This window comes from Streptomyces sp. NPDC058231 (assembly GCF_042882275.1).
Taxonomy (GTDB): Bacteria; Actinomycetota; Actinomycetes; order Streptomycetales; family Streptomycetaceae; genus Streptomyces.
The window spans coordinates 123,565-146,606 of the sequence record NZ_JBHVWN010000014.1 but is presented as its reverse complement, the minus strand read 5'-3'; the positions used below and the strand labels follow the sequence as shown (position 1 = coordinate 146,606).

Below are 23,042 nucleotides of genomic sequence, written 5' to 3'. Positions count from 1 at the left end.
TCTTTCGTGTCCGATTCCCGGTCGAAGCGGCCCCCTGCGGAGCAGGAGAATTTTTACTGCGCCTTCCAGCTCCTCGCTTTCGCGATTCCCTTTCCGGCGAGTCCGACTCTATCAGATCCTTTCGGTCCTGATTCCCAGTCAGCGGGCTTGTCACCCCGGCCGTTGGGCCGTTCGGACGAGTGAGACTTTAGCGGAATCCTGGGCCCTGACGCTAATCGGGGCACGTTCCTTCGAACGTGGATTCCTCATTTCGCAAATGCGCACAGAAAGCCAGGCGACAGTTGTCGCTCGCTCGATGTGGTTCCTGCGGAATCGCTGTCCGGGGACCGACCGGAGTCGGCGCTCACGTCGGACAGCTCGGAGCACATTACGGATGTGGGTGGGTCGTGTCAACTCTGGCCAGGGGCAGGGTGTCGCGGAAAGCCAGGCGGTACTCACGGGGGCTGGTGGCCAGCTGGGTGGCGAAGTGCTGGCGCATGGTGATGTCACTGCCGAAACCGGTACGGCGGGCCACCTCGGGAAGTGGCAGGTCGGTGCGTTCCAGCAGCTTCTGGGCTGCGGCGATCCTTTGGGTGATCAACCAGCGCAGGGGTGTGGTGCCGGTGGTGGCCTGGAAGTGGCGGGCGAAGGAGCGGGGGGACATGCCGGCGCGGGCGGCGAGGCCGGCCACCGTGTGCGGCTCGGCCAGATGGGCCAGGGCGAAGGCGCGTACCTCCGCGAGGGTGTCGGCATCGCGATCCGTCTGCGGGGTCGGCTGTTCGATGAACTGGGCCTGGGTGCCGGTGCGGAACGGGGCCGTGACCATCGAACGGGCGATCGTCGCCGCGGCTTCGGCGCCATGGATCGTACGGACGAGGTGGAGGCAGAGGTCGATGCCCGCCGCGGTGCCGGCCGACGTCCAGATGTTGTCGTCATGGAGGAACAGCGCGTCCGGCACGACGGTCACAAGGGGATGGTGGGTGCGCAGGAGTTCGGTGAGGTTCCAGTGGGTGACCGCCTGACGGCCGTCGAGCAGGCCCGCCTGGGCGAGGGTGAACGCGCCCCCGCAGAGAGCGGCGATCGGGGTGGCCCGGGCATGGGCCCGGCGGAGGGCTTCGAGGACCGGGGCGGGGGCCGGCGTCAGATGGTCGTCGAGCCCGGGGACGACGACCAGGTCCGCACGGCTCAGCCAGGCGAGGGTGCGGTCCGGGGTGAGGGAGAGCCCGCCCCGCAGCGGGATGGGCGTCGGCGCGGCGGCGGTGCGGCGCAGGTCGAAGGGCGGGACCCCGCGGTCGGTACGGTCCACGCCCCAGACCTCGGTGATGACCGAGACGTCGAAGGCCCGGACTCCGGGGAAGGACATCAGAGCGATGCGCGTGGGTGCGGGATCGGACGCCATGCTGGCAGTAAAGCATCGATCGATGGCTTTTTGCCCTCTGGGGGATGGCGGCGCGGAGCGGGAACATCGACCTCATGGAGATCGCAGAGAACGCAGCCCTGATCGTGGTGGACGTGCAGGAGGGATTCGAGGAGGAGGCCCACTGGGGACCGCGGAACAATTCCGAGGCGGACCGGAACATTGCGCAACTGATCGACGGCTGGCAGGCGACCGGGCGGCCTGTCGTGTTCGTGCGGCATGACTCGACCAAGCCTGATTCGCCCCTGCGGCCGGGGTATCCCGGAAACGACTTCAAAGCGTATGTGGAGGAGCGGCGCGGGAAGGGCGGTGGGCCCGAGCTGTTCCTGACGAAGAGCGTGAATTCCGCCTTCTACGGGACACCCGATCTGGCCGCGTGGCTGGACGAGAGCGGGGTGCGGCAGATCGTGGTGGCCGGAATCCAGACCAACATGTGCGCCGAGACGACGGCGCGGATGGGCGGGAACCTCGGCTACGAGGTGTTCTTCGCGTTCGATGCGACGTACACGTTCGACGGCGTCGGGCCGTGGGGGTGGGCGCTGAGCGCGGAGGAGCTGGCGCGGGCCACCGCTGTGTCGCTGCACAGCGGTGGGTTCGCGAAGGTCGTGACCAGTGCGGAACTGGTGTCCGCTGCCGGGAAGTGAGGCTCAGCCGTTGCCCGAGGCCAGCTCGCGGCTGCGGTCGCGGGCTGCTTCGAGGGCAGCGATGAGGGCGGCACGTACGCCGTGGTTCTCCAGTTCGCGGATGGCGCTGATGGTGGTGCCGGCCGGACTGGTGACCGCTTCGCGGAGCTTGACCGGGTGTTCGCCGCTGTCCCGGAGCATCACCGCCGCGCCGATGGCTGCCTGCACGATCAGGTCGTGCGCCTGGGCGCGGGGCAGGCCGAGCAGGATGCCCGCGTCGGTCATCGCCTCGACGAGGAAGTAGAAGTACGCGGGTCCCGAGCCGGAGAGCGCGGTCGCCGCGTCCTGCTGCGACTCCGGGACGCGGAGCGTCTTGCCGACGCCGCCGAAGATCGTCTCGGTGGTGACGAGGTGTTCGGTGGTGGCGTGACTGCCCGCGGAGATGACCGACATGCCCTCGTCGACGAGGACGGGGGTGTTCGGCATGACGCGTACGACCGGGGTCTGCGCGGCGAGGCGGTCCTCGATGAATGCGGTGGTGATGCCGGCGGCGGCGCTGATGACCAGGCGGTCGGCGGTGAGGTGGGGGGTGAGCTCGTCGAGGAGCCGGCCCATGTCCTGGGGCTTGACCGCGAGGATGAGGATGTCGGCGCGCTTGGCGGCTTCGGCGTTGCTGACGGACTCGACGCCGTAACGGGTACGGAGCTCCTCGGCGCGCTCGGAACGGCGGGCGGTGACCAGCAGGTCGGCCGAGCGCCAGCCCGCCCGGATCATGCCGCTGAGCAGAGCCTCGCCGATCTTCCCGGTGCCGAGGACTGCGACTGTCTGGGTCATGTGGTTCACCCTCCGGACGGTGCGGTGGTACGCGGTTCTGTTGGTGCGTCGTCGCCGCCATCCTCGCACCGGGACTTCAGGCGGTGCGCCGCCGGAGGGTGGCTGCGCCGAGGGTGAGGACGAGGAGGGCGCAGCCGGCCACGATCAGGACGTCGCGGACGAAGTTGCCGGTGATGTCGGTGTGATGGAGGACTTCGTTCATCCCGTCGACCGCGTACGACATGGGGAGGACGTTCGAGATCGCTTCGAGGACGGACGCCATCCGGTCGCGTGCGACGAACAGTCCGCAGAGCAGGAGCTGCGGGAAGATCACGGCCGGCATGAACTGGACGGCCTGGAACTCGGACGCGGCGAAGGCGGAGACGAACAGGCCGAGTGCCGTGCCGAGCAGGGCGTCGAGCAGGGCGACGAGGAGCAGCAGCCACGGGGAGCCGGTGACGTCCAGGCCGAGCGCCCAGACCGAGAGTGCGGTGGCCAGGAGGGACTGGATGATCGCGACGGCGCCGAACGCGAGCGCGTAACCGGCGATCAGGTCGCCCTTGCCGAGCGGCAGGGCGAGGAGGCGTTCCAGGGTGCCCGAGGTTCGTTCGCGCAGGGTGGCGATCGAGGTGACCAGGAACATCGTGATCAGCGGGAAGATGCCGAGGAGCGAGGCGCCGATGGCGTCGAAGGTCTGCGGGCTGCCGTCGAAGACGAACCGGAGCAGCGTGATCATCACGACCGGGATGAGGAGCAGCAGCACGACGGTGCGCGGGTCGTGGGTCAGCTGGCGCAGGACCCGGGCGGCCGTCGCGAGCGTGCGGGCGGGGCTGAGGGCCAGGGGCCGGGGCCCGGGGCGGTGCGCGGCCGCTGCGGCGCCGGGGCCGGCTGCCGGCTGCGTCGTGCTGTTCGTGTCCGTCGTGCTCATCGGGCGTTCTCCTGACGGGTGGCGGCCTCGTCGACCAGGTGGAGGAAGGCTTCTTCGACGGTGGCGGTTCCGGTATCGGTGCGCAGTGCCTCGGGGGTGCCGTCGGCGAGGATCTCGCCCTCGCGCATGAGGAGCAGGCGGTGACAGCGCTCGGCCTCGTCCATGACGTGCGAGGAGACGAGGACCGTGGTGCCGTGGTCGGCGGCCAGGGCGTGGAAGAGGCGCCACAGGTCGCGGCGGAGCACGGGGTCGAGCCCGACGGTCGGCTCGTCGAGCACCAGGAGTTCGGGGGTGCCGAGCAGGGCGGCGGCGAGGGAGACACGGGCGAGCTGGCCGCCGGAGAGGTTGCCGGCGAGGGCGTCCGCGTGGCTGTTCAGGTCCACGTCGGTGAGGGCTCGGGCGACCGCGGCGCGGCGGGTGTCCCGGTGTCGGCGGCCCGGCTGGAGGATCGCCGCGAAGTAGTCGAGGTTCTGCCGGACGCTGAGGTCGGTGTAGACCGACGGCGACTGGGTGACGTAACCGATGCGCGGGCGGAGGGTGGGGTGGCCCGCGGGGGCACCGAGGACGTCGAGGGTTCCGGTGACCTTGGCCTGGGTGCCGACGACGGCCCGCATCAGGGTGGATTTGCCGCAGCCGGAGGGGCCGAGGAGGCCGGTGATCCTGCCGGGTTCGACGGTGAAGTCGAGGCCTCGCAGGATGGTGCGGCTGCCTCGTACGACCGTGAGGCCGCGGGCTTCGACGGCGACGCCCGAAGAATTCATCATGCGATGAATATTTATCCTCGCGCGACCCTCTCGTCAAGGGATCCGTGCGGCGAGGGGGCGTCGGACGGCCTCGGGGCGGGCCGTTGCGGGGTGGGGGTCAGCGCATCGCCACGCCGAGGTCGACCACGTAGCTCTCCTCGACCGTGCCTTCCGGGAAGAGTTCCGCGAGCCGGTCGCGCTCCTCGGTGAGGAATCGACGCGCGGGTTCCTCGCCGAGGACGAGGAAGGCGGAGTGGCTGCCGAGGTTGGCGAGGTGGGTGTCGATGGAGACCTGCCGGGTCCAGGGCACCTGGCGGTGTGCGAAGCCGAGAGCGGCGGGCAGGTCGCGGGATCGGACGGGCGAGCCGTGCGCGCTGTCGTCCGCGCCGAAGAAGCGGCGCAGCCGCGCGTCCTGCTCGGCGATCCAGGGAACGGCGTGATCGGAAACGTTCCACCAGAGCACGAGCGCGCCACCCGGCCGCAGGACGCGGAGGGCCTCGGGGGCGGAGCGGGCCTGATCGGTCCAGTGCCAGGACTGCGCGTACGTGATGAGGTCGGCCGAGGCGGTGGCGAAGGGGAGGTGGTTGCCGTCGCCACGCACGATCGGTACGTCCGGGAGCGCCCGGTGCAGTTCCGCCGCCATGCCGGGACCCGGTTCGACGGCGGTGACGTGTGCCCCGCGGCCGGCCAGGAGGCGGGTGGAGATGCCGGTGCCCGCGCCGACGTCGAGCGTGCGGGCGCCGCGCAGCGGGCGGCCGGTGAGCTCCTCGACCGCGGCGAAGAGCTCGGGCGGGTAGCCGGGCCGGGCCGCTGCGTACCGGGCGGCGGCCCGGTCGAAGGAGAGGGCGCGGGGACGGTGCGGGCCGGGCTGCTCGGCGGAGGCCGAGGCTGCGGCGTCGGGGGAGGCGGGGCCGGTTCGTGACATGTTGCCATCGTCGCCCCGCCGGGCTACTTGCGCCGGGGTTTCCGGCCCTGGGACGCCTTCCGTCCCGCCGGACTCCCGGTCCGGGCCGCGCGGCGCTTCGCGTACCGGGCGACAGCCGTCTCGTACTCCTCACGCCGCAGCTTCTCGCCCGGCGCCTCCAGGAACGAGCGGAAGAAGTACGCGAGGAGCGAGCCCACGAAGCCGATGGCCTTCAGGCCACGCAGGTTCTCCTCGCGGGCCGGGTCGGCGGGGCGGCGGCTGAAGCCGTCCCAGGTCCTGCGGAAGGCGACGGCGCTGCACACGGCGAACATCAGGACGACCATGACGCCGACGAAACCGCCGATGTCGGCGATCTCCAGGCCCTGGTAGGCGAAGCGGAGCACCCAGCAGGCGGCGACGGCCGCGACGAGCGAGCCGACCGCGGCGCCGGCCCGGCGGAGCCCGTACCGGCCGTCGTGGGCGACCCAGGTCGTACCGAAGAAGCGGATGGGCTCGGGTTCCGGGCCGGGGGAGGTACCGGTTCCGCTGCTCGCGCCGGAAGGCACGGCGCCGTCGAGGGGATGGCTTTTCTCGCTCACGGAGGTCGATTATCCCCGGGCCGTCACCGGCGACCGCGGCGCCACCTCGGCTGCGCGGTGGCCCCCGGCGGATGTTGATCGCCGGGGGCCGCCGTCTGCGGGATCCGTTGCCGGGTCAGCCGAGCTTCGAGACGTCGCGCACCGCGCCGCGGTCCGCGCTCGTCGCCATCGCCGCGTACGCCCGCAGCGCCGCCGAGACCTTGCGCTCGCGGTTCTTCGGCGCGTACACGCCGTTCAGCGCCTCCCGGCGGGTGGTCAGCTCGGCGTCCGGGACGAGGAGCTCGATGGACCGGTTCGGGATGTCGATCCGGATCCGGTCGCCGTCCTCGACGAGGGCGATCGTGCCGCCCGATGCCGCCTCCGGCGAAGCGTGGCCGATCGACAGCCCCGACGTACCGCCGGAGAAGCGGCCGTCGGTGACGAGGGCACAGCTCTTGCCGAGACCGCGGCCCTTCAGGAAGGAGGTGGGGTAGAGCATCTCCTGCATGCCCGGACCGCCGCGCGGGCCCTCGTAGCGGATGACGACGACGTCGCCCTCCTTGATCTCCTTGCGGAGGATCTTGTCGACGGCCTCTTCCTGCGACTCGCAGACGACTGCCGGGCCCTCGAAGGTCCAGATCGACTCGTCGACGCCTGCCGTCTTCACGACGCAGCCGTCCTCGGCGAGGTTCCCCTTCAGGACCGCGAGGCCGCCGTCCTTCGAGTAGGCGTGCTCCAGGTCGCGGATGCAGCCGCCCGCCGCGTCCAGGTCGAGCGTGTCCCAGCGCTCGGACTGGGAGAAGGCGGTCGCGGAACGGACGCATCCGGGAGCCGCGTGCCACAGCTCGACGGCTTCGGGCGACGGGGAGCCGCCGCGGACGTCCCAGTTCTTCAGCCACTCGCCGAGAGTGGCGGAGTGCACCGAGTGCACGTCCTCGTCGAGCAGACCGCCGCGGTGCAGCTCGCCGAGGATGGCGGGGATGCCGCCGGCCCGGTGGACGTCCTCCATGTAGTACGTGCCGCCGGGGGCCACGTTGGGCGCGACCTTCGACAGGCAGGGGACGCGGCGCGAGACCTCGTTGATGTCATCGAGGTCGTAGGCCAGCTCGGCCTCCTGCGCGGCGGCGAGCAGGTGCAGGATCGTGTTGGTGGAACCGCCCATGGCGATGTCCAGCGCCATCGCGTTGTCGAACGCGGCGCGGGTGCCGATGGAGCGCGGCAGGACCGTCTCGTCGTCCTGTTCGTAGTAGCGCTTGGTGATCTCGACGACCGTGCGGCCGGCCTCCTCGTACAGCGCCTTGCGGGCGGTGTGCGTGGCGAGGACGGAGCCGTTTCCGGGGAGGGAGAGGCCGAGGACCTCGGTCAGACAGTTCATCGAGTTGGCGGTGAACATGCCGGAACAGCTGCCGCAGGTGGGGCAGGCGTTCTCCTCGATACGGAGGATGTCCTCGTCGGAGACGTTCTCGTCGACGGCGTCGGTGATGGCGTTGATCAGGTCCAGTTTGCGGACGGTGCCGTCGACCAGGGTGGCCTTGCCGGCCTCCATCGGGCCGCCGGAGACGAAGACCGTCGGGATGTTCAGCCGCATCGCCGCCATCAGCATGCCGGGCGTGATCTTGTCGCAGTTGGAGATGCAGATCAGCGCGTCCGCGCAGTGCGCCTCGACCATGTACTCGACCGAGTCCGCGATCAGGTCGCGGGACGGGAGGCTGTAGAGCATCCCGGCGTGGCCCATGGCGATGCCGTCGTCGACGGCGATGGTGTTGAACTCGCGCGGGACGGCGCCCGCGGCCTTGATGGCATCGGAGACGATCCTGCCCACCGGGGCGAGGTGCGTGTGGCCGGGGACGAACTCGGTGAAGGAGTTGGCGACCGCGACGATCGGCTTGCCGATGTCCTCGCCGGCTACGCCCGAAGCCCGCATAAGGGCGCGGGCGCCCGCCATGTTGCGGCCGTGGGTGACAGTGCGGGACCTCAGCTGGGGCATCGTCTCTCGCTCCTTCGACAGAAAAGACTGTCTTCGAGCCTACGCCCCGACTCCAGGATCTGGACACCTTGTCCGTAATGCGGGATGACGTGCTCACTGAGTGGGCGGACGCATCCGCCGCTGCGGGCCGGGGTCCGGTGGTGGCCGGCCGCGGCCCTGGAGGCCCGCGACGACCGGTGGCGGCGAGGCGCTCAGGCCTCCGTCAGGTAGCGCTGCAGCGTCGGAGCCACCATGGTGATGATCTTTTCCGGATCCGCGGAGGCCAGCGGCTCCGCCTTGATCACGTAGCGGAGCATCGCGATCCCGATCATGTGCGACGCGGCCAGCTCCGCGCGGAACGTCGCGTCAGGTACGTCGAGCGCCTCCGCGACCCGCTCCAGCAGCCGCCGCAGCACGAAGCCGCGCAGCACCTTCGCCGCCGCCTCGTGCGTCAGCGCGGACCGCATGACCGCCAGCAGGGGGGCTCGGGTCGCGGGGTTCTCCCATACCTCGATGAAGTAGCGGGCCAACCGCTCCCCCAGGCCCTCCGTGCCCTTGCCGAGTACCGCCGGGACCACCAGCGCGGGTTCGAAGGTGACCTCGATCGCGGCGGCGAAGACATCGTCCTTCGTGCCGAAGTAGTGATGGACGAGTGCGGCGTCGACGCCTGCGGCCTTGGCGATGCCCCTGATCGATGTCTTGTCGTAGCCGCGTTCGGCGAATTCGGTGCGCGCCGCTTCGAGGATGCGCTCGCGGGCACCCGGGCCGGTGGCTTCGGTGGTACGGGCGGGGCGGCCCCGACGTCTGGGGCGCTTGTCGGGCGGGTGGCCGGCGCTCTCCCCGCCCCGGTGCTCGCCCGTGGTGCCGTCGGTCATGAACGCGGGATCTGCACCGACGAGGACGCCAGGTGCAGTCGGGTGAAGGCGAGCGCCTCCGCCAGGTCGGCCTCGCGTTCGGCGGCGGACATGGCGCGGCGGGTGTTGACCTCGATGACGACATGGCCGTCGAAGCCCGTGCGCGCCAGCCGCTCCAGCAGTTCGGCGCAGGGCTGGTCGCCGCGCCCCGGCACCAGGTGTTCGTCCTTGTTCGAGCCCTTGCCGTCGGCGAGGTGGACATGGGCCAGCCGGTCGCCCATCCGGCCGACCATGGCCATGCCGTCGGTGCGTGCGGTCGCGGTGTGCGAGAGGTCCACGGTGAAGTGGCGGTAGTCGTCGTTGGTGACGTCCCAGTCGGGGGCGTACGCGAGCATCTCGCGGTCCCGGTACCGCCACGGGTACATGTTCTCGACGGCGAACCGCACGTCGGTCTCGTCCGCCATGCGCCAGATCCCGTTGACGAAATCGCGCGCGTACTGCCGCTGCCAGCGGAACGGCGGATGGACGACGACGGTCGTCGCCCCGAGCTTCTCCGCGGCCGCCCGGGCCCGCTGCAGCTTCACCCACGGATCGGTGGACCAGACGCGTTGCGTGATCAGCAGACAGGGCGCGTGGACGGCGAGGATCGGTACCTGGTGATGGTCCGAGAGCCGTCGCAGCGCCTCGATGTCCTGGCTGACGGGATCGGTCCAGACCATCACCTCGACACCGTCGTAGCCCAGACGCGCGGCAATCTCGAAGGCCGTCGCCGTCGACTCCGGATAGACGGAAGCCGTCGACAGGGCGACCCTCGCATCCGGGATGCGCACCACTGGTTCTGCCACGCAGACAGGGTACGGGGCGGGTGTGCGCGCCACCGAGGGACCGCGGCGGAAAGTGAGAAGGGCCTCTTCCCCGTGCCGTCCCCCGTGCCGCCGCAACCGTGAGTGTCCCGTCCTACCCGCCCCTCCTCGCTGTGCCGCCCCCGGTCCCGTGCCGCCGCCGCTCGACCGCTTCCGTCCCTGCGGGGTTCCCGGGCCGCCCCTGAGCCGCCCTCCCCCGCTCAGCCGAGGACCGTGGCCGGCGCCGGCAGGTGGTCCAGGCGCCGCAGGATCACGCCCTCGCGCAGCGCCCACGGGCAGATCTCCAGTTCCTCGACCCCGAAGAGGTCCATCGCCCCCTCGGCGACCATCGCCCCGGCGAGCAACTGGCCGGCCCTCCCCTCGGAGACCCCGGGCAGCCGGCCGCGCTGGTCGGCGGTCATCGCCGCCAGCTTCGGCACCCACTCCTCCAGCGACTTCCGGGTGAGGGCGCGCTGCACGTAAAGACCCTCGGTGGAGCGGGCGGCCCCGGCGATCCTGGCGAGCTGTTTGAAGGTCTTGGAGGTCGCCACCACATGGTCGGGGCTGCCGAAGCGGCTGAACTCCCCGACCGTACGGGCGATGCTGGCCCGCACATGCCGGCGCAGCGTCTTCACCTCCGCCTGGTCCGGCGGATCGCCGAGCAGCCAGCCCGCGGTGAGGCGCCCGGCCCCGAGCGGCAGCGACACGGCGGCGTCGGGCTCCTCGTCGATCCCGAACGCCACCTCCAGCGAGCCGCCGCCGATGTCGAGGATCAGCAGCTTCCCCGCGGACCAGCCGAACCAGCGGCGGGCCGCGAGAAAGGTGAGCCGGGCCTCCTCCTCGCCGCTGAGCACGGCGAGGTCGACGCCCGTCTCGTCCCGTACCCGGGCCAGCACCTGGTCGGCGTTGCTCGCTTCCCGTACCGCGGAGGTGGCGAACGGCAGCACGTCCTCGCAGCCCTTGTCCTCGGCGGCCTGCAGGGCGTCGGCGATCGTCGTCACGAGCCGGTCCACGCCCACCGGTCCGATCGCCCCGTCCGCGTCGAGAAGTTCGGCCAGCCGCAGCTCCGCCTTGTGCGAATGCGCGGGCAGCGGGCGGGCGCCGGGGTGCGCGTCCACCACCAGCAGATGAACCGTGTTCGACCCCACGTCGAGGACTCCGAGTCTCATACCGGAACGCTACTGCGCCTGCGGACTTACTCTTGGCCCGTGCCAAAGACGAAAAAGGCGAAGCCGGGCAAAGTCACGAAGAACCAGAAGGCGAAGCGGGAGATGCAGCAACCGGAAGCGAACGGACCGGACCGGTCCGAAGACGAGAAGGGGATCGACTTCGCGCGCGCCTGGGTCGAATTCCCCGACCCGGCGGACGACGAACAGGTCTTCCGCTGCGACCTGACCTGGCTGACCTCCAGGTGGACCTGCATCTTCGGCAGTGGCTGCCAGGGCATCCAGGCGGGCCGCGCGGACGACGGGTGCTGCACGCTGGGTGCGCACTTCTCCGACGAGGACGACGAGAAGCGGGTGGCGGAGCACGTCGCCCGGCTGACCCCGGAGCTGTGGCAGTACCACGACGTCGGTACCGAGACCGGCTGGGTCGAGGTCGACGACGACGGGGAACGGCAGACGCGCCGCTGGAAGGGCTCCTGCATCTTCCAGAACCGGCCCGGCTTCGCGGCCGGAGCCGGCTGCTCGCTGCACATCCTGGCCCTGCGGGAGGGCAAGGAGCCCCTGGAGACCAAGCCGGACGTCTGCTGGCAACTGCCGATCCGGCGGACCTACGACTGGATCGACCGGCCGGACGACACGCGCGTGCTGCAGGTGTCGATCGGCGAGTACGACCGCAGGGGCTGGGGTCCCGGCGGCCACGACCTGCACTGGTGGTGCACGTCCGCGACGTCGGCGCACGGGGCCGGGGATCCGGTCTATGTGACCTACCGGCCCGAGCTCGTCGAGCTGATGGGCGAGAAGGCGTACGCGCGGCTGGTCGAGCTGTGCGAGGAGCGGCTGTCCTCGCTGCTGCCCATGGCGCCGCATCCGGCGGACCCGGTGAGGCCTGCGGAGTCCTGAGGGCCCGGGCTCGTACGCGTCAATCCGTCCTGCGGGGACGCGTCAGTCCCTCGGGGGATCGCTCGGACTTGTCTCCGGGCCGGGCGGGCTCGACGGATCCGTCGGTTCGGGGGACGGTGTCGGGTCGCTCGGTGACGGGGTGGGATCCGTCGGCCCGGGGGTGGGGTCGCTCGGTGACGGAGTGGGGTCTGCGGGGGTCGCGGGGTCCGTGGGGGTCGGCGAGGACGTCGGTGGCCCCGACGGACCGGAGGGGGTGGACGGGTCGGCGGAGTGGGACGGTTCGGCGGAGTGGGACGGAACTGCCGGGCCCCCGGACGGAGCGACCCCGTAACCGCTGATCGCCACGGCCGAGCCCGATGGCGCGAGGCCGACCCGCGCCCTCCAGGGTCCTGCCGGTTCCCGTGCGCGGTCCACCAGTACGTGGATCGTCACGCTCTCACCCGCCGCGAGGGTCCCGGAGGACCTGCTCAGACGCAGCCAGGAGGCATCCGCCCGTGCCGACCAGGCCACGGGTGTGCCGCCGGAGGCGGTCAGCGTGATCAGCGTCGTGCCACCGGAGGAGCGGGCCGTGATCCGGAGCGGCCCGGGGCCGGGCCGGCCGCCTGCCGAGCTGACGACCTCGGCCGAGACGTCCGGGGTGCGCTCGCCGTCCCGGAAGCGGGTGCCGGGATCGGGGCTGGCGTTGCCCGCGTTCTCGTAGTCGTACGGTTCGCCCTCCAGGCCGCGCCGGTCGTCCGCTCCCGTCGCGGCGACCGAGGAGCCGCCGTGCGCCTCGCCGGTCAGCGGGGCTCCCCGGTAGGCGGACCACAGCGCGATCACCGGAGCGGCGACGACCGTCGCCACCACCGTCGTCGTCACGACTCTCGCCCGCAGCCGGTCCCGGCGCGCGGCGTGGTCCTTCGGGTCCACCGGGAAGCCCGCCCGGTCGAAGCGCGGGGTGCCGGACCGATTCTTCTGGGCGTGGACCATCGCGACGTACGCGGACGGCCGCGGCGCCTCGGCGAGCGGGAGTGCGGCGGCAGGTGTGAAGGCACCGCCGGGCCAGGGGCCCTCGGCGCCGGCCCGTTCGGCGGCTCGGCGGCAGCGGGGGCAGTCGTCGACGTGGCGGACCAGTTCGCGGCGCAGGGCGGCGGAGAGCAGGACCCGGTGGTCGCCGGTGAGCCGGGCGACGGTGGGGCAGTTACCGGTCTCGACCACGGCGAGGGCGGCGCGGGTGCGTTCCACTTCGCAGCCCGCCGCGGCAAGGAGCTCACGGGCGGCCGCGGGTTCGAGCCCGAGGACGGCGGCCACGGCGCCGGGGGCGAGGCGGTGACGTACGGCGAGTTCGAGCGCTTCGCGCTGTTCGGGAGTGGTGCCGGCGGCTTCCGGCCAGGCCAGCTGTGCGAGTTCGCGGCGGTGCGCCTCGACAGCCGGGTCGGGCTCGGGGGCACAGCCGTGCGCGGCGGGCGTGACGTCCGCGGCGGAGCCCGGCGTGCGGTGCACGGAGTGCGCCCCCCGCGTGACCGTCCCGTGCGACTGCCGCTCCGGTTGTTCCGCCGTCTGTTCACCGGCCCGTCGTACCGAGTGCTTTCCCGCCCGCCTTCCGGCCTGCCGGGGGTGTGTCCGACGGGCCCGCCGCTGCTCGGCGAGCTTGCGCAGACACACCCACCTGGCCAGCGCGTACAACCAGGTTTTACGTTCCTGCTCGCCGGCCGGGCAGCGCCCGTCCTGCCGTTCCGCGAGGGCGAGCACACCGCCGAGCGCCTCGACGGCTCCCTCGTGGTCGCAGAGCACGGAGAGGCAGTAGGTGAACAGGCCGTCGAGATAGGGCTCGTAGCGGGACGGCGGTCGCTGCGGCGACGAGTGGGACGCTCGGCGCTGCGCCCGGTGTGCGCCGGTGGTGTGCGTGGGTGTCTCCAGCCTGCTACTCGTCACCCGGCGACCGTAGACAGGGCAGGCCCGCCCTCAGCGCGCCTTGCGTACTTTTAACCCTTACGGGTGAACGTATCGCTCAAATGGGGACAGGAATCCCCGATTCCGCACGACCTTCCCTTCCCCTCCCTTCTCTCCTCTCCCCCCTTCCCCGGCTCCCCTGTCTTCTTCCCGTCCTTCGCGTCCGTGCGCCCCGCCCCGGACGCCCGCGGGTGCTGCCGGGACCCGCGCCGGGCGGCGTTGTCAGTCCTCACCTATACGGTGGCGCCATGGCTGCCCGTACGAAAACCGCGAAGGACCGGCCGTCCTACCGCTGCACCGAGTGCGGCTGGACCACCGCCAAGTGGCTCGGTCGCTGTCCCGAATGCCAGGCATGGGGGACGGTCGAGGAATTCGGCGGCGCCCCTGCCGTGCGGACGACGGCGGCCGGCCGCGTCAGCTCGGCCGCGGTCCCCATCGGCCAGGTCGACAGCCGGCAGGCCACCGCCCGGTCGACCGGGGTCGACGAGCTCGACCGGGTGCTCGGCGGCGGGCTCGTCCCCGGCGCCGTGGTGCTGCTCGCGGGCGAGCCGGGCGTGGGCAAATCGACGCTCCTGCTGGACGTGGCCGCCAAGGCCGCCAGCGACGAGCACCGCACGCTGTATGTCACCGCGGAGGAGTCCGCGAGCCAGGTGCGGCTGCGCGCCGACCGCATCCGGGCGATCAACGACCACCTCTACCTCGCCGCCGAGACCGACCTCTCCGCGGTCCTCGGCCATCTGGACGCGGTCAAGCCGTCCCTGCTCATTCTCGACTCCGTGCAGACCGTCGCCTCGCCCGAGATCGACGGCGCCCCCGGCGGCATGGCCCAGGTCCGCGAGGTCGCCGGAGCGCTCATCCGCGCCTCCAAGGAACGCGGCATGTCCACCCTGCTGGTCGGCCATGTGACCAAGGACGGCGCGATCGCCGGGCCGCGGCTGCTGGAGCACCTCGTCGACGTGGTGCTGTCCTTCGAGGGCGACCGTCACGCCCGCCTGCGGCTCGTCCGGGGCGTGAAGAACCGCTACGGCGCGACCGACGAGGTCGGCTGCTTCGAACTGCACGACGAGGGCATCACCGGCCTCGCCGACCCCTCCGGACTCTTCCTCACCCGGCGCGACGAGCCCGTACCTGGCACCTGTCTGACGGTCACCCTGGAGGGACGGCGCCCGCTCGTCGCCGAGGTGCAGGCGCTGACGGTAGATTCGCAGATCCCCTCGCCCCGGCGCACCACCTCCGGCCTGGAGACGTCCCGGGTCTCGATGATGCTGGCCGTTCTGGAGCAACGGGGCCGGATCAGCTCACTCGGCAAACGGGACATCTACAGCGCGACGGTAGGGGGCGTGAAGCTCTCCGAGCCCGCCGCCGACCTCGCGGTCGCACTGGCGCTGGCCAGCGCGGCGAGCGACACACCGCTCCCCAAGAACCTGGTCGCGATCGGCGAGGTGGGCCTCGCGGGCGAGGTCAGAAGGGTGACCGGGGTACAGCGCAGACTGGCCGAGGCAAACCGTCTGGGCTTCACGCATGCGCTGGTCCCGACCGACCCGGGGAAGGTCCCGCCCGGTATGAAGGTCACGGAAGTCGCCAACATGGGCGACGCGCTCAGAGTGCTCCCGCGCCGGTCTCGTACGGAGGCCCCACGGGAGGACAACGCGCGCCGGTAGACTTTGCCCTGGTCTCGCCCGTCCGTACGAACGGTATGAGGGACGTAAGGGCACCGCAAACCTGTGACCGGAGGAGTGCAGTGGCAGCCAACGACCGGGCAGCATCGCCCGGAAAGTCCGGCCAAGGCACCGGTAACGAGGCGCTGATGCGCGCCTCGTTGACCGCCGTCGCGCCCGGAATGGCCCTGCGGGACGGCCTGGAGCGCATCCTCCGTGGCAACACCGGCGGGCTGATCGTGCTGGGCATGGACAAGACCGTCGAGTCCATGTGCACCGGCGGTTTCGTGCTGGACGTGGAGTTCACCGCGACGCGGCTGCGCGAGCTGGCCAAGCTCGACGGGGCGCTGATCCTGGACAAGGACATGACCAAGATCCTGCGGGCCGGCGTGCAGCTGGTCCCGGACGCCTCCATCCCCACCGAGGAGACCGGCACCCGGCACCGCACGGCGGACCGGGTCTCCAAGCAGTGCAACTTCCCGGTCGTCTCGGTATCGCAGTCGATGCATCTGATCGCGCTGTACGTCGACGGGGAGCGCCGGGTCCTGGAGGAGTCCGCCGCGATCCTCTCCCGCGCCAACCAGGCCCTCGCCACCCTGGAGCGGTACAAGCTCCGGCTCGACGAGGTCGCGGGCACGCTCTCCGCGCTGGAGATCGAGGACCTGGTGACGGTCCGCGATGTGACGGCCGTCGCACAACGCCTGGAGATGGTGCGCCGGATCGCCACCGAGATCGCCGAGTACGTGGTGGAGCTCGGCACCGACGGCCGTCTTCTCTCGCTCCAGCTCGACGAGTTGATCGCGGGGGTCGAGCCGGAGCGTGAGCTAGTCGTGCGCGACTACGTGCCGGAGCCGACCGCGAAGCGGTCCCGCACGGTGACGGAGGCCCTGACCGAACTGGACGCGCTTTCCCACACCGAGCTGCTCGAACTCGCGGTCGTGGCACGGGCGCTGGGGTACAGCGGCTCGCCCGAGACGCTGGACTCCGCGGTCTCGCCGCGCGGTTTCCGGCTGCTGGCGAAGGTGCCGCGGCTGCCCGGAGCGATCATCGACCGGCTGGTGGAACACTTCGGCGGACTGCAGAAGCTGCTCGCGGCGAGCGTGGACGATCTCCAGACGGTGGACGGGGTCGGCGAGGCGCGGGCGCGAAGCGTGCGCGAGGGACTTTCCCGGCTGGCCGAGTCGTCGATTCTCGAGCGTTACGTGTAGGGCGCGCGGCACGCAGTACGGGGCCGGATACGGCTCATGGCGCGGGGCCCGGTCGACGGACCGGGCCCCGAATGCGTTTCGGGCTGCGCCCTCGTTCCGTTCAGTCCTTCGCGAGGACGAACGAGGCGCGCTGGAGCGGCTCGCCGGGGGACTTCGCCTCGACGAGATACGTACCAGGCCCCGGAGTTCCCGCAGGCGGTGTCGCGCAGTGCGGGGCGCTCTTCTTCCGGTCCCACTCCACGGTGTGGACGATCGTCGAACCCGCCGGGACCCTCAGCAGCACGCCGGCGCCGTTGCGCGGGCAGTCCTCGGAGGACCACACCTCGTCGCCGGCCGCTTCCGTGACGGTGAGCACCGCGCTCTTCGGCCCGAAGTCGGCCTTGCAGTCGGCCGAAGACGTGTTCTTCGCGATCAGCTGGAACCTGGGCTTCCGGCCCGGGCCGTAGGTGAGCTCGGTGCGCAGGGTCAACTGCAGTGCGGAGGACGTGCAGTCGGGGATCGAAGAGCTTGCCGGGACCTGCTGGCCGACGGCTCCGCCGGACACCGGACCGGATCCGGAACCGGAGTTCCCCGAGCCGCCGTCGCTGCCGTCACCCGACCCGTCGGAACCCGCGTCCGTACCGCTTCCGCTGTCGCCGCTCCCACCCGAGTCGTCCGACTCGTCGCGTCCGCCGGGCTGTTGGCTGATGGCGGGGCCGGATCCGCTCGGCCCCGGGGTGATCGAGTGTGCGGGACCGGACCCGTTGGGCCGGGAGTCGTCCTTGTCCCCCGCGCCGCCACCCGAGGTGACGACCCATGCGACCAACAGCGCGAGCAGCACAACCAGCGCCACCGCTACGGCCCTCCGTCGCCAGTAAATGGTGGAGGGAAGCGGCCCGATCGGATTGCGCAGAGATCCCACGGCCCAAACTCTACGAGAGATCGGCGCCAACTCCCGCCCCACCCGCCGCCCTGATCGCCAAGTTTTACGGATCATCATCACGGGGTGGCTGGTTCTGCCCCCTATTTTCGTCAGGTGTGACCCCCGACGATCGCCCACCGTGACGGTGGCGCCGCTTTGCCTACGGTGTGTCACATGACGAGTTCGACTGCCGTGGCGGTTCTTTCCGCTGCAACTCCCGTGTCCGACAGCCCTGTCACAGCTCCTGCCTCTCCTGCCCCGCCGGCCCTCTCCTCTCCTCGCCCTCCTCCTCTCCGTACCGCCACATCGTCGGCTTCGCACCCGGCGCAGCCGTGGGTGCAGCATCTCGCCCAGATACGGACGGCGCTCGGGCTGCTGTTCTTCGGTGTCCTTCTCGTCGTGGGCCGGTGACGTGCGCGCGGAGCGGATGCGGCGGTCCTGGCCCTGTCGGCGCTTGCGCCGCTCGCGACAGCTGCCGGCCTCGCGGTCAGCGAGATGCTCAAACCGGTGGTGGACGAGGAGCGCCCCTGCAGGGCGGTCGCCGGCGCTGTCACCTCGCCGGCGCCCTGTCCGCCCACGGGTGACCGGGCTGATCGCCTTCTCGCGGGCCCGCGTCGGCGCGCACTGTCCACACGATGCAGACGCGGGTCCGTCGGTGGGCGGATCCGTGGCGACCCTGGTGATCATCCCGCCGGCGCACCCGGCGCGCCCGGCGCAATCGCTCGCCCGTACGGTGCGGGGGAGCCCGCCGCCCCTGGCGGTCCGGACAGCGGGCCCGGGAACGAACGGCCTCCTCCGGAACCGCGGCGAAGGGCGCTGATCGGGTCTCGTCGTGGGGACAGACGGGTGGCATTATCACCCCAAGGGCCCCCATGAGTCGCGACACCCCCGTGCCCATGACCATCGTCTGCCCTTCCGTGCCAGGATCGGCCTGCGATGACTGCCATGACTGCGACACAGACGCCCCCCACATCCCTCCACACTCCCGTCATCGGGTGGTTCGACCAGCACGCCCGCGATCTGCCCTGGCGCCGCCCCGAAGCGGGCGCCTGGGGTGTGATGGTGAGCGAGTTCATGCTGCAGCAGACCCCCGTCAGCCGAGTTCTCCCGGTGTACGAACAGTGGCTCGCCCGCTGGCCGCGCCCCGCCGACCTTGCCGCGGAGCCGCCCGGTGAAGCGGTCCGCGCCTGGGGCCGGCTCGGCTATCCGCGACGCGCACTGCGCCTGCACGGCGCCGCGCAGGCAATAACTGAACGACACGGCGGCGACGTACCGAGCGAGCACGGCCAGCTGCTCGCGCTGCCCGGGATCGGCGAGTACACGGCGGCGGCCGTGGCCTCCTTCGCGTACGGGCAGCGTCATGCCGTACTCGATACGAACGTCCGCCGGGTGTTCGCCCGGGCCGCGACCGGCATTCAGTACCCGCCGAACGCGACCACCGCCGCCGAGCGGAAACTCGCCCGCGCGCTCCTCCCCGACGAGGACGAACGGGCGGCTCGCTGGGCGGCGGCGACGATGGAGCTCGGCGCGCTCGTCTGCACCGCCAAGAACGAGGACTGCACGCGATGCCCGATCGCCACGCAGTGTGCCTGGCGGCTGGCCGGGAAGCCCGCGCATCAGGGGCCCCCTCGCCGAGGTCAGACCTACGCGGGAACGGACCGGCAGGTGCGCGGACGACTGCTCGCCGTCCTGCGTGAGGCGGTGACCCCGGTGTCGCAGGCCGCGCTGGACAGCGTCTGGGAGGAGCCGGTGCAACGGGCACGGGCGCTGGACGGCCTGGTCGCCGACGGTCTGGTCGAGCCGCTCCCGGGCGGCCAGTACCGATTGCCGCTGAGCTAGGGACGCAGCACGCGGGCCCTCCCCCGTTGTTACACAACCGATGGACAGCCGTGCGTCGGCGTATGGCTGCTCCGCACAGCGCCGTGACAACCGCTCCGTAACGTCTCCGACCGTCAGCAGCCACCAGCGGCTGGCGGAGGTTCGACGCGGTTCTACGGGGACGGAGGCGGTTGGAATGGCGCAGGGCGAGGTGCTCGAATTCGAGGAGTACGTACGCACCCGGCAGGAGGCCCTGTTGCGCAGTGCGCGCCGACTGGTCCCGGATCCGGTGGACGCGCAGGACCTGCTGCAGACCGCCCTGGCTCGTACCTTCGGCCGCTGGGACGGCATCGCCGACAAGTCCCTGGCCGATGCCTACCTGCGCCGCGTCATGATCAACACGCGTACGGAGTGGTGGCGGGCGCGCAAGCTGGAGGAGGTACCCACCGAGCAGCTGCCCGACGCCAGCGTCGAGGACGGCACCGAGCAGCGCGCCGACCGTGCCCTGCTGATGGATGTCCTCGGAGTGCTGGCTCCCAAGCAGCGCAGTGTCGTGGTGCTGCGACACTGGGAGCAGATGAGCACGGAGGAGACGGCCGCGGCGCTCGGCATGTCGGCCGGTACGGTGAAGAGCACGCTGCACCGTGCGCTGGCGCGGTTGCGCCAGGAGCTGGAGAGCCGCGAGGCCATGAGCAGGGAAGCCAGGGCCCGTGAGGCCCGCGGCCGCACTGCGGGCGAGCGTACTCCGGCCTCCGGAACTCCGGAGCGTGCACGGGTGGGGGCGCAGGTTCGTGGACAGGCGGACCGGCGCCATGACGAGCGGGGGCGGGAGCGGTGCGCGGCCTGACGGGCAGCGGTGACGGCGGATCGACGGCCGCCCACCGGAGCGGGACGGTCGGCGGCGGCGCCGTCGGCCGCAGCGGGACATCCGGCGCCGACGGAGCGACTGTCCGGGGCGGGTGCCGTCCGAACGGCTGGGCGACAGGCAGTACGGCGCTGGTCGGGCTCGCCGCTTTCGCGCTGCTCGCCGTCAGCTGCTCCACCGGCGGCACCGGGACGCGCGACGAGGGTCCGGCCGGCACCCAGCCGGTCGCCCAGGTCACACCGACGTCCACCGCGGCGTCCACGGTCAGGCCCACCCCGCGGGTCGATGTGGTCCAGCTGGTCAAGCGGGACTCCCGGGTGAGCGAGCGGGTCAGAACGGATCTGAAGCCCTGCACCGGCGACGAGTACCCGGTCGACACCTCGTACGGCACGCTGACCGGCGGCCGCTCGGCGGACGTCGTGGTGAACGTGATGACCTGCGGCGACTCGGTGGGTGTCGGCACCTACGTGTACCGCGAACGGAGCGACGGCACGTACGAGAACATCTTCACCACCGAGCAGCCCGCGGTCTACGGCACCATCGACCGGGGGGATCTGGTGGTGACGACGCAGGTGTACGAGAAGAAGGACGCGGTCGCGTACCCGTCGGGCGAGGAAGTGGTCACGTACCACTGGGCCGACAACCGGTTCACCGAGCACGACCGCGTGCACAACGACTTCAACAGAGCCGTGGGCAACGGAGAAGGGGAACTCCCGGAGCCCGCGGAACCGACGAAGAACTGAGAGCTGTCGATGGCCGAGACCCACGTCCTGTTCGTCGAGGACGACGATGTCATCCGCGAGGCCACCCAGCTGGCACTGGAGAGAGACGGTTTCGCGGTCACCGCGATGCCCGACGGTCTCTCCGGCCTGGAGGCGTTCCGGGCCGACCGGCCGGACATCGCCCTGCTCGACGTGATGGTGCCGGGGCTGGACGGGGTCAGTCTGTGCCGACGCATCCGGGACGAGTCGACGGTCCCGGTGATCATGCTGTCGGCCCGCGCCGATTCGATCGATGTGGTGCTCGGCCTGGAGGCCGGCGCCGACGACTACGTCACCAAACCCTTCGACGGCGCCGTCCTGGTCGCCAGGATCCGCGCCGTGCTGCGCCGCTTCGGTCATGCTTCGGGCGGCCGGCCGGGGGGCGCGGACTCGGGGTCGCAGCCCGACGGAGGGGTGCTGGTCTTCGGTGATCTGGAGGTCGACACCGAGGGCATGGAGGTACGCAGGGCCGGCGAGCAGGTGGCGCTGACCCCGACGGAGATGCGGCTGCTGCTCGAGTTCTCGTCCGCCCCCGGCACGGTGCTCTCCCGCGACAAGCTGCTGGAGCGGGTCTGGGACTACGGCTGGGGCGGGGACACCCGGGTCGTGGATGTCCATGTGCAGCGGCTGCGGACGAAGATCGGACAGGACCGGATCGAGACGGTCCGCGGCTTCGGCTACAAGCTCAAGGCATGAAGCGACTGGCTCTGCGGACGGGTGTCCGCTGGAAGATCAGTATCGCGATCGCCGCGGTCGGCGCACTCATCGCCGTCGCGCTCAGCCTCGTCGTCCACAACGCCGCCCGTGTCTCGATGCTGGAGAACGCCCGCGAGGTCCAACTGGAACGGCTGACCTACGCGCAGCTGCTGTACGAGGCGACGAAGACGAAGAAGGCCGAGCCGAAGTTCGGCGCCAAGCTCAACGACCCGACGATGCCGCTGAGCCTGCGCGCGGAGACGCGCAGGAACCGGCGTGCCACGCATGTCGACGAGAACGCGGACGGAGTGCCCGATGTGTGGGCCGCCGTGCCTCTGGCCAACGGCGATGTGCTGTCGCTGCACACCCGCTTCGCGGACCGCTCCGCCACGATCATGGGCGATCTCGACCGGGCACTGATCATCGGCTCCGTCTCCGTGGTCTTCGGCGGCTGTGCGCTGGGCGTGCTGATCGGCGGTCAGCTGTCGCGCCGGCTGCGCAAGGCGGCGGCCGCGGCAGGCAAGGTCGCCCAGGGCAATACGGGGGTACGGGTCCGGGAGGCCGTCGGCGGGGTCGTCCAGGACGAGACCGACGAGCTGGCCCGCGCGGTGGACGCCCTCACGGACGCGCTGAACGAACGGATCGAGGCGGAGCGCCGGGTCACCGCGGACATCGCGCACGAACTGCGCACCCCCGTGACCGGGCTGCTGACGGCGGCCGAGCTGCTGCCGCCGGGCCGCCCCACCGAGCTGGTGCGGGACAGGGCGCAGGCGCTGCGCACGCTCGTCGAGGACGTACTGGAGGTGGCCCGGCTGGACAGTGCGTCGGAGCGGGCCGAACTTCAGGAGATCGCACTCGGTGAGTTCGTCAGCCGCCGGATCGCGCTGCTCGACCCGGACGTGCGGGTCCAGGTCGTGCACGAGTCGTGGGTCAGCACCGATCCACGCCGGCTGGAACGGATCCTCGGCAATCTGCTGGGAAACGCCGCGAAGCACGGCTCCACCCCGGTGGAGGTCACGGTCGAGGGCCGGCTGGTGCGCATACGCGATCACGGGCCCGGCTTCCCGGAGGCGTTGCTGCGCGAAGGGCCGAGCCGGTTCCGTACCGGCAGCAGCGACCGCTCCGGGCAAGGGCACGGTCTGGGACTGACGATCGCCGCCGGTCAGGCCCGGGTGCTCGGTGCCCGGCTGACCTTCCGCAACGCGGCGCCGCGGGGCGCGGCGCAGGGAACCGGTGGAGCGATCGCCGTGCTGTGGCTGCCGGAGCACGCGCCGACGACCACCGGTAGCTTCCCGGTCCTGCATCTCGCCGAGCAGCGCGGGTCCGCGAACACACGGGCTGCCACACCTTCGGACGGCTCGTACTCCGGCGGCTGACCCGGGCGGGTCCGGGAGACGGAGAGGCCCTTGGGGCACACGGTCCGAGGGGCCCCCCGGGCGCGGCGCCGAGGGGGGGGGGGGGGGTTTAAAAAAAAAACCGGCCCCCCCAAA

The 23,042-nt window shown here is 71.4% G+C and carries 21 protein-coding genes; 9 read left to right on the top strand and 12 right to left on the bottom strand.

Annotated elements, in window-relative coordinates; all coding sequences use genetic code 11:
* Window positions 1-367: 367 nt before the first annotated feature.
* Window positions 368-1,378 carry a GlxA family transcriptional regulator gene (locus tag ACFVXE_RS13355; protein WP_389671280.1) on the bottom strand — a complete coding sequence of 337 codons (1,011 nt, stop codon included), beginning with the start codon at window positions 1,376-1,378 and terminating at the stop codon, window positions 368-370.
* Window positions 1,379-1,452: 74 nt separating this feature from the next.
* Here ACFVXE_RS13355 and ACFVXE_RS13350 point away from each other — a divergent pair, with 74 nt between their 5' ends.
* On the top strand, window positions 1,453-2,040 hold the full coding sequence (locus tag ACFVXE_RS13350; protein ID WP_389671279.1) for a cysteine hydrolase family protein: 588 nt from the start codon (window positions 1,453-1,455) through the stop codon (window positions 2,038-2,040).
* Window positions 2,041-2,043: 3 nt separating this feature from the next.
* Here ACFVXE_RS13350 and proC read toward each other — a convergent pair whose 3' ends face one another.
* From proC to ACFVXE_RS13305, 9 genes are all read right to left on the bottom strand, one after another.
* On the bottom strand, window positions 2,044-2,853 hold the full coding sequence (gene proC / locus ACFVXE_RS13345; RefSeq protein ID WP_389671278.1) for a pyrroline-5-carboxylate reductase: 810 nt from the start codon (window positions 2,851-2,853) through the stop codon (window positions 2,044-2,046).
* Between the two features lie 76 nt (window positions 2,854-2,929).
* Complete coding sequence (locus tag ACFVXE_RS13340; RefSeq protein WP_389671277.1) at window positions 2,930-3,760, bottom strand: ABC transporter permease; 831 nt, start codon at window positions 3,758-3,760, stop codon at window positions 2,930-2,932.
* On the bottom strand, window positions 3,757-4,524 hold the full coding sequence (locus tag ACFVXE_RS13335) for an ABC transporter ATP-binding protein (RefSeq protein ID WP_389671276.1): 768 nt from the start codon (window positions 4,522-4,524) through the stop codon (window positions 3,757-3,759). The genes ACFVXE_RS13340 and ACFVXE_RS13335 overlap by 4 nt, the downstream gene beginning before the upstream one ends.
* A 97-nt stretch (window positions 4,525-4,621) precedes the next feature.
* Entirely contained in the window at window positions 4,622-5,428 is an 807-nt protein-coding gene (locus tag ACFVXE_RS13330; protein ID WP_389671275.1) for a class I SAM-dependent methyltransferase, read from the bottom strand.
* A gap of 23 nt (window positions 5,429-5,451) precedes the next feature.
* Entirely contained in the window at window positions 5,452-6,006 is a 555-nt protein-coding gene (locus tag ACFVXE_RS13325; RefSeq protein ID WP_389671274.1) for a hypothetical protein, read from the bottom strand.
* 115 nt (window positions 6,007-6,121) lie between these two features.
* Window positions 6,122-7,972, bottom strand: a complete 1,851-nt coding sequence (gene ilvD, locus ACFVXE_RS13320) for a dihydroxy-acid dehydratase (RefSeq protein WP_389671273.1) — start codon at window positions 7,970-7,972, stop codon at window positions 6,122-6,124.
* Between the two features lie 191 nt (window positions 7,973-8,163).
* Window positions 8,164-8,826 (bottom strand): TetR family transcriptional regulator, encoded by a 663-nt coding sequence (locus ACFVXE_RS13315; protein WP_389671272.1) that lies wholly within the window; start codon window positions 8,824-8,826, stop codon window positions 8,164-8,166.
* On the bottom strand, window positions 8,823-9,650 hold the full coding sequence (locus tag ACFVXE_RS13310) for a sugar phosphate isomerase/epimerase family protein (RefSeq protein WP_389671271.1): 828 nt from the start codon (window positions 9,648-9,650) through the stop codon (window positions 8,823-8,825). Before ACFVXE_RS13310 ends, ACFVXE_RS13315 begins: the two co-directional genes overlap by 4 nt.
* 218 nt (window positions 9,651-9,868) lie before the next feature.
* Window positions 9,869-10,816 carry a Ppx/GppA family phosphatase gene (locus tag ACFVXE_RS13305; protein WP_389671270.1) on the bottom strand — a complete coding sequence of 316 codons (948 nt, stop codon included), beginning with the start codon at window positions 10,814-10,816 and terminating at the stop codon, window positions 9,869-9,871.
* Window positions 10,817-10,855: 39 nt separating this feature from the next.
* Between ACFVXE_RS13305 and ACFVXE_RS13300 the strand changes: the two genes are divergently transcribed.
* On the top strand, window positions 10,856-11,713 hold the full coding sequence (locus ACFVXE_RS13300; protein ID WP_389671269.1) for a hypothetical protein: 858 nt from the start codon (window positions 10,856-10,858) through the stop codon (window positions 11,711-11,713).
* A 42-nt stretch (window positions 11,714-11,755) separates the two neighbouring features.
* Here the strand turns inward: ACFVXE_RS13300 and ACFVXE_RS13295 are convergent, their stop codons facing one another.
* The gene (locus ACFVXE_RS13295) at window positions 11,756-13,627 is read right to left on the bottom strand and encodes a hypothetical protein (RefSeq protein ID WP_389671268.1); all 1,872 of its coding nucleotides are present in this window, start codon (window positions 13,625-13,627) and stop codon (window positions 11,756-11,758) included.
* Between the two features lie 266 nt (window positions 13,628-13,893).
* On the opposite strand from ACFVXE_RS13295, the gene radA reads away from it, so the two are divergent.
* Window positions 13,894-15,306: a DNA repair protein RadA gene (gene radA, locus ACFVXE_RS13290; protein ID WP_389671267.1), complete on the top strand. Its 1,413-nt coding sequence runs from the start codon at window positions 13,894-13,896 to the stop codon at window positions 15,304-15,306.
* An 80-nt stretch (window positions 15,307-15,386) separates the two neighbouring features.
* A complete protein-coding gene (disA, locus tag ACFVXE_RS13285) occupies window positions 15,387-16,511 on the top strand; it encodes a DNA integrity scanning diadenylate cyclase DisA (protein WP_389671266.1) in 1,125 nt (374 codons plus the stop codon).
* Window positions 16,512-16,611: 100 nt separating this feature from the next.
* Here the strand turns inward: disA and ACFVXE_RS13280 are convergent, their stop codons facing one another.
* Window positions 16,612-17,412 carry a hypothetical protein gene (locus ACFVXE_RS13280; protein WP_389671265.1) on the bottom strand — a complete coding sequence of 267 codons (801 nt, stop codon included), beginning with the start codon at window positions 17,410-17,412 and terminating at the stop codon, window positions 16,612-16,614.
* Between the two features lie 936 nt (window positions 17,413-18,348).
* Between ACFVXE_RS13280 and ACFVXE_RS13275 the strand changes: the two genes are divergently transcribed.
* The 5 genes from ACFVXE_RS13275 (at window position 18,349) to cseC (ending at window position 22,928) form a co-directional block, all read left to right on the top strand.
* Window positions 18,349-19,251, top strand: coding sequence for an A/G-specific adenine glycosylase (locus ACFVXE_RS13275; RefSeq protein WP_389671264.1), 903 nt, complete (start codon window positions 18,349-18,351; stop codon window positions 19,249-19,251).
* A gap of 175 nt (window positions 19,252-19,426) precedes the next feature.
* On the top strand, window positions 19,427-20,077 hold the full coding sequence (locus ACFVXE_RS13270; protein ID WP_389671263.1) for a SigE family RNA polymerase sigma factor: 651 nt from the start codon (window positions 19,427-19,429) through the stop codon (window positions 20,075-20,077).
* The gene (locus ACFVXE_RS13265) at window positions 20,065-20,838 is read left to right on the top strand and encodes a hypothetical protein (protein ID WP_389671262.1); all 774 of its coding nucleotides are present in this window, start codon (window positions 20,065-20,067) and stop codon (window positions 20,836-20,838) included. The genes ACFVXE_RS13270 and ACFVXE_RS13265 overlap by 13 nt, the downstream gene beginning before the upstream one ends.
* A gap of 9 nt (window positions 20,839-20,847) precedes the next feature.
* Window positions 20,848-21,552, top strand: coding sequence for a two-component system response regulator CseB (cseB, locus tag ACFVXE_RS13260; RefSeq protein ID WP_389671261.1), 705 nt, complete (start codon window positions 20,848-20,850; stop codon window positions 21,550-21,552).
* Entirely contained in the window at window positions 21,549-22,928 is a 1,380-nt protein-coding gene (gene cseC / locus ACFVXE_RS13255; RefSeq protein ID WP_389671260.1) for a two-component system sensor histidine kinase CseC, read from the top strand. Before cseB ends, cseC begins: the two co-directional genes overlap by 4 nt.
* Window positions 22,929-23,042: the final 114 nt, after the last annotated feature.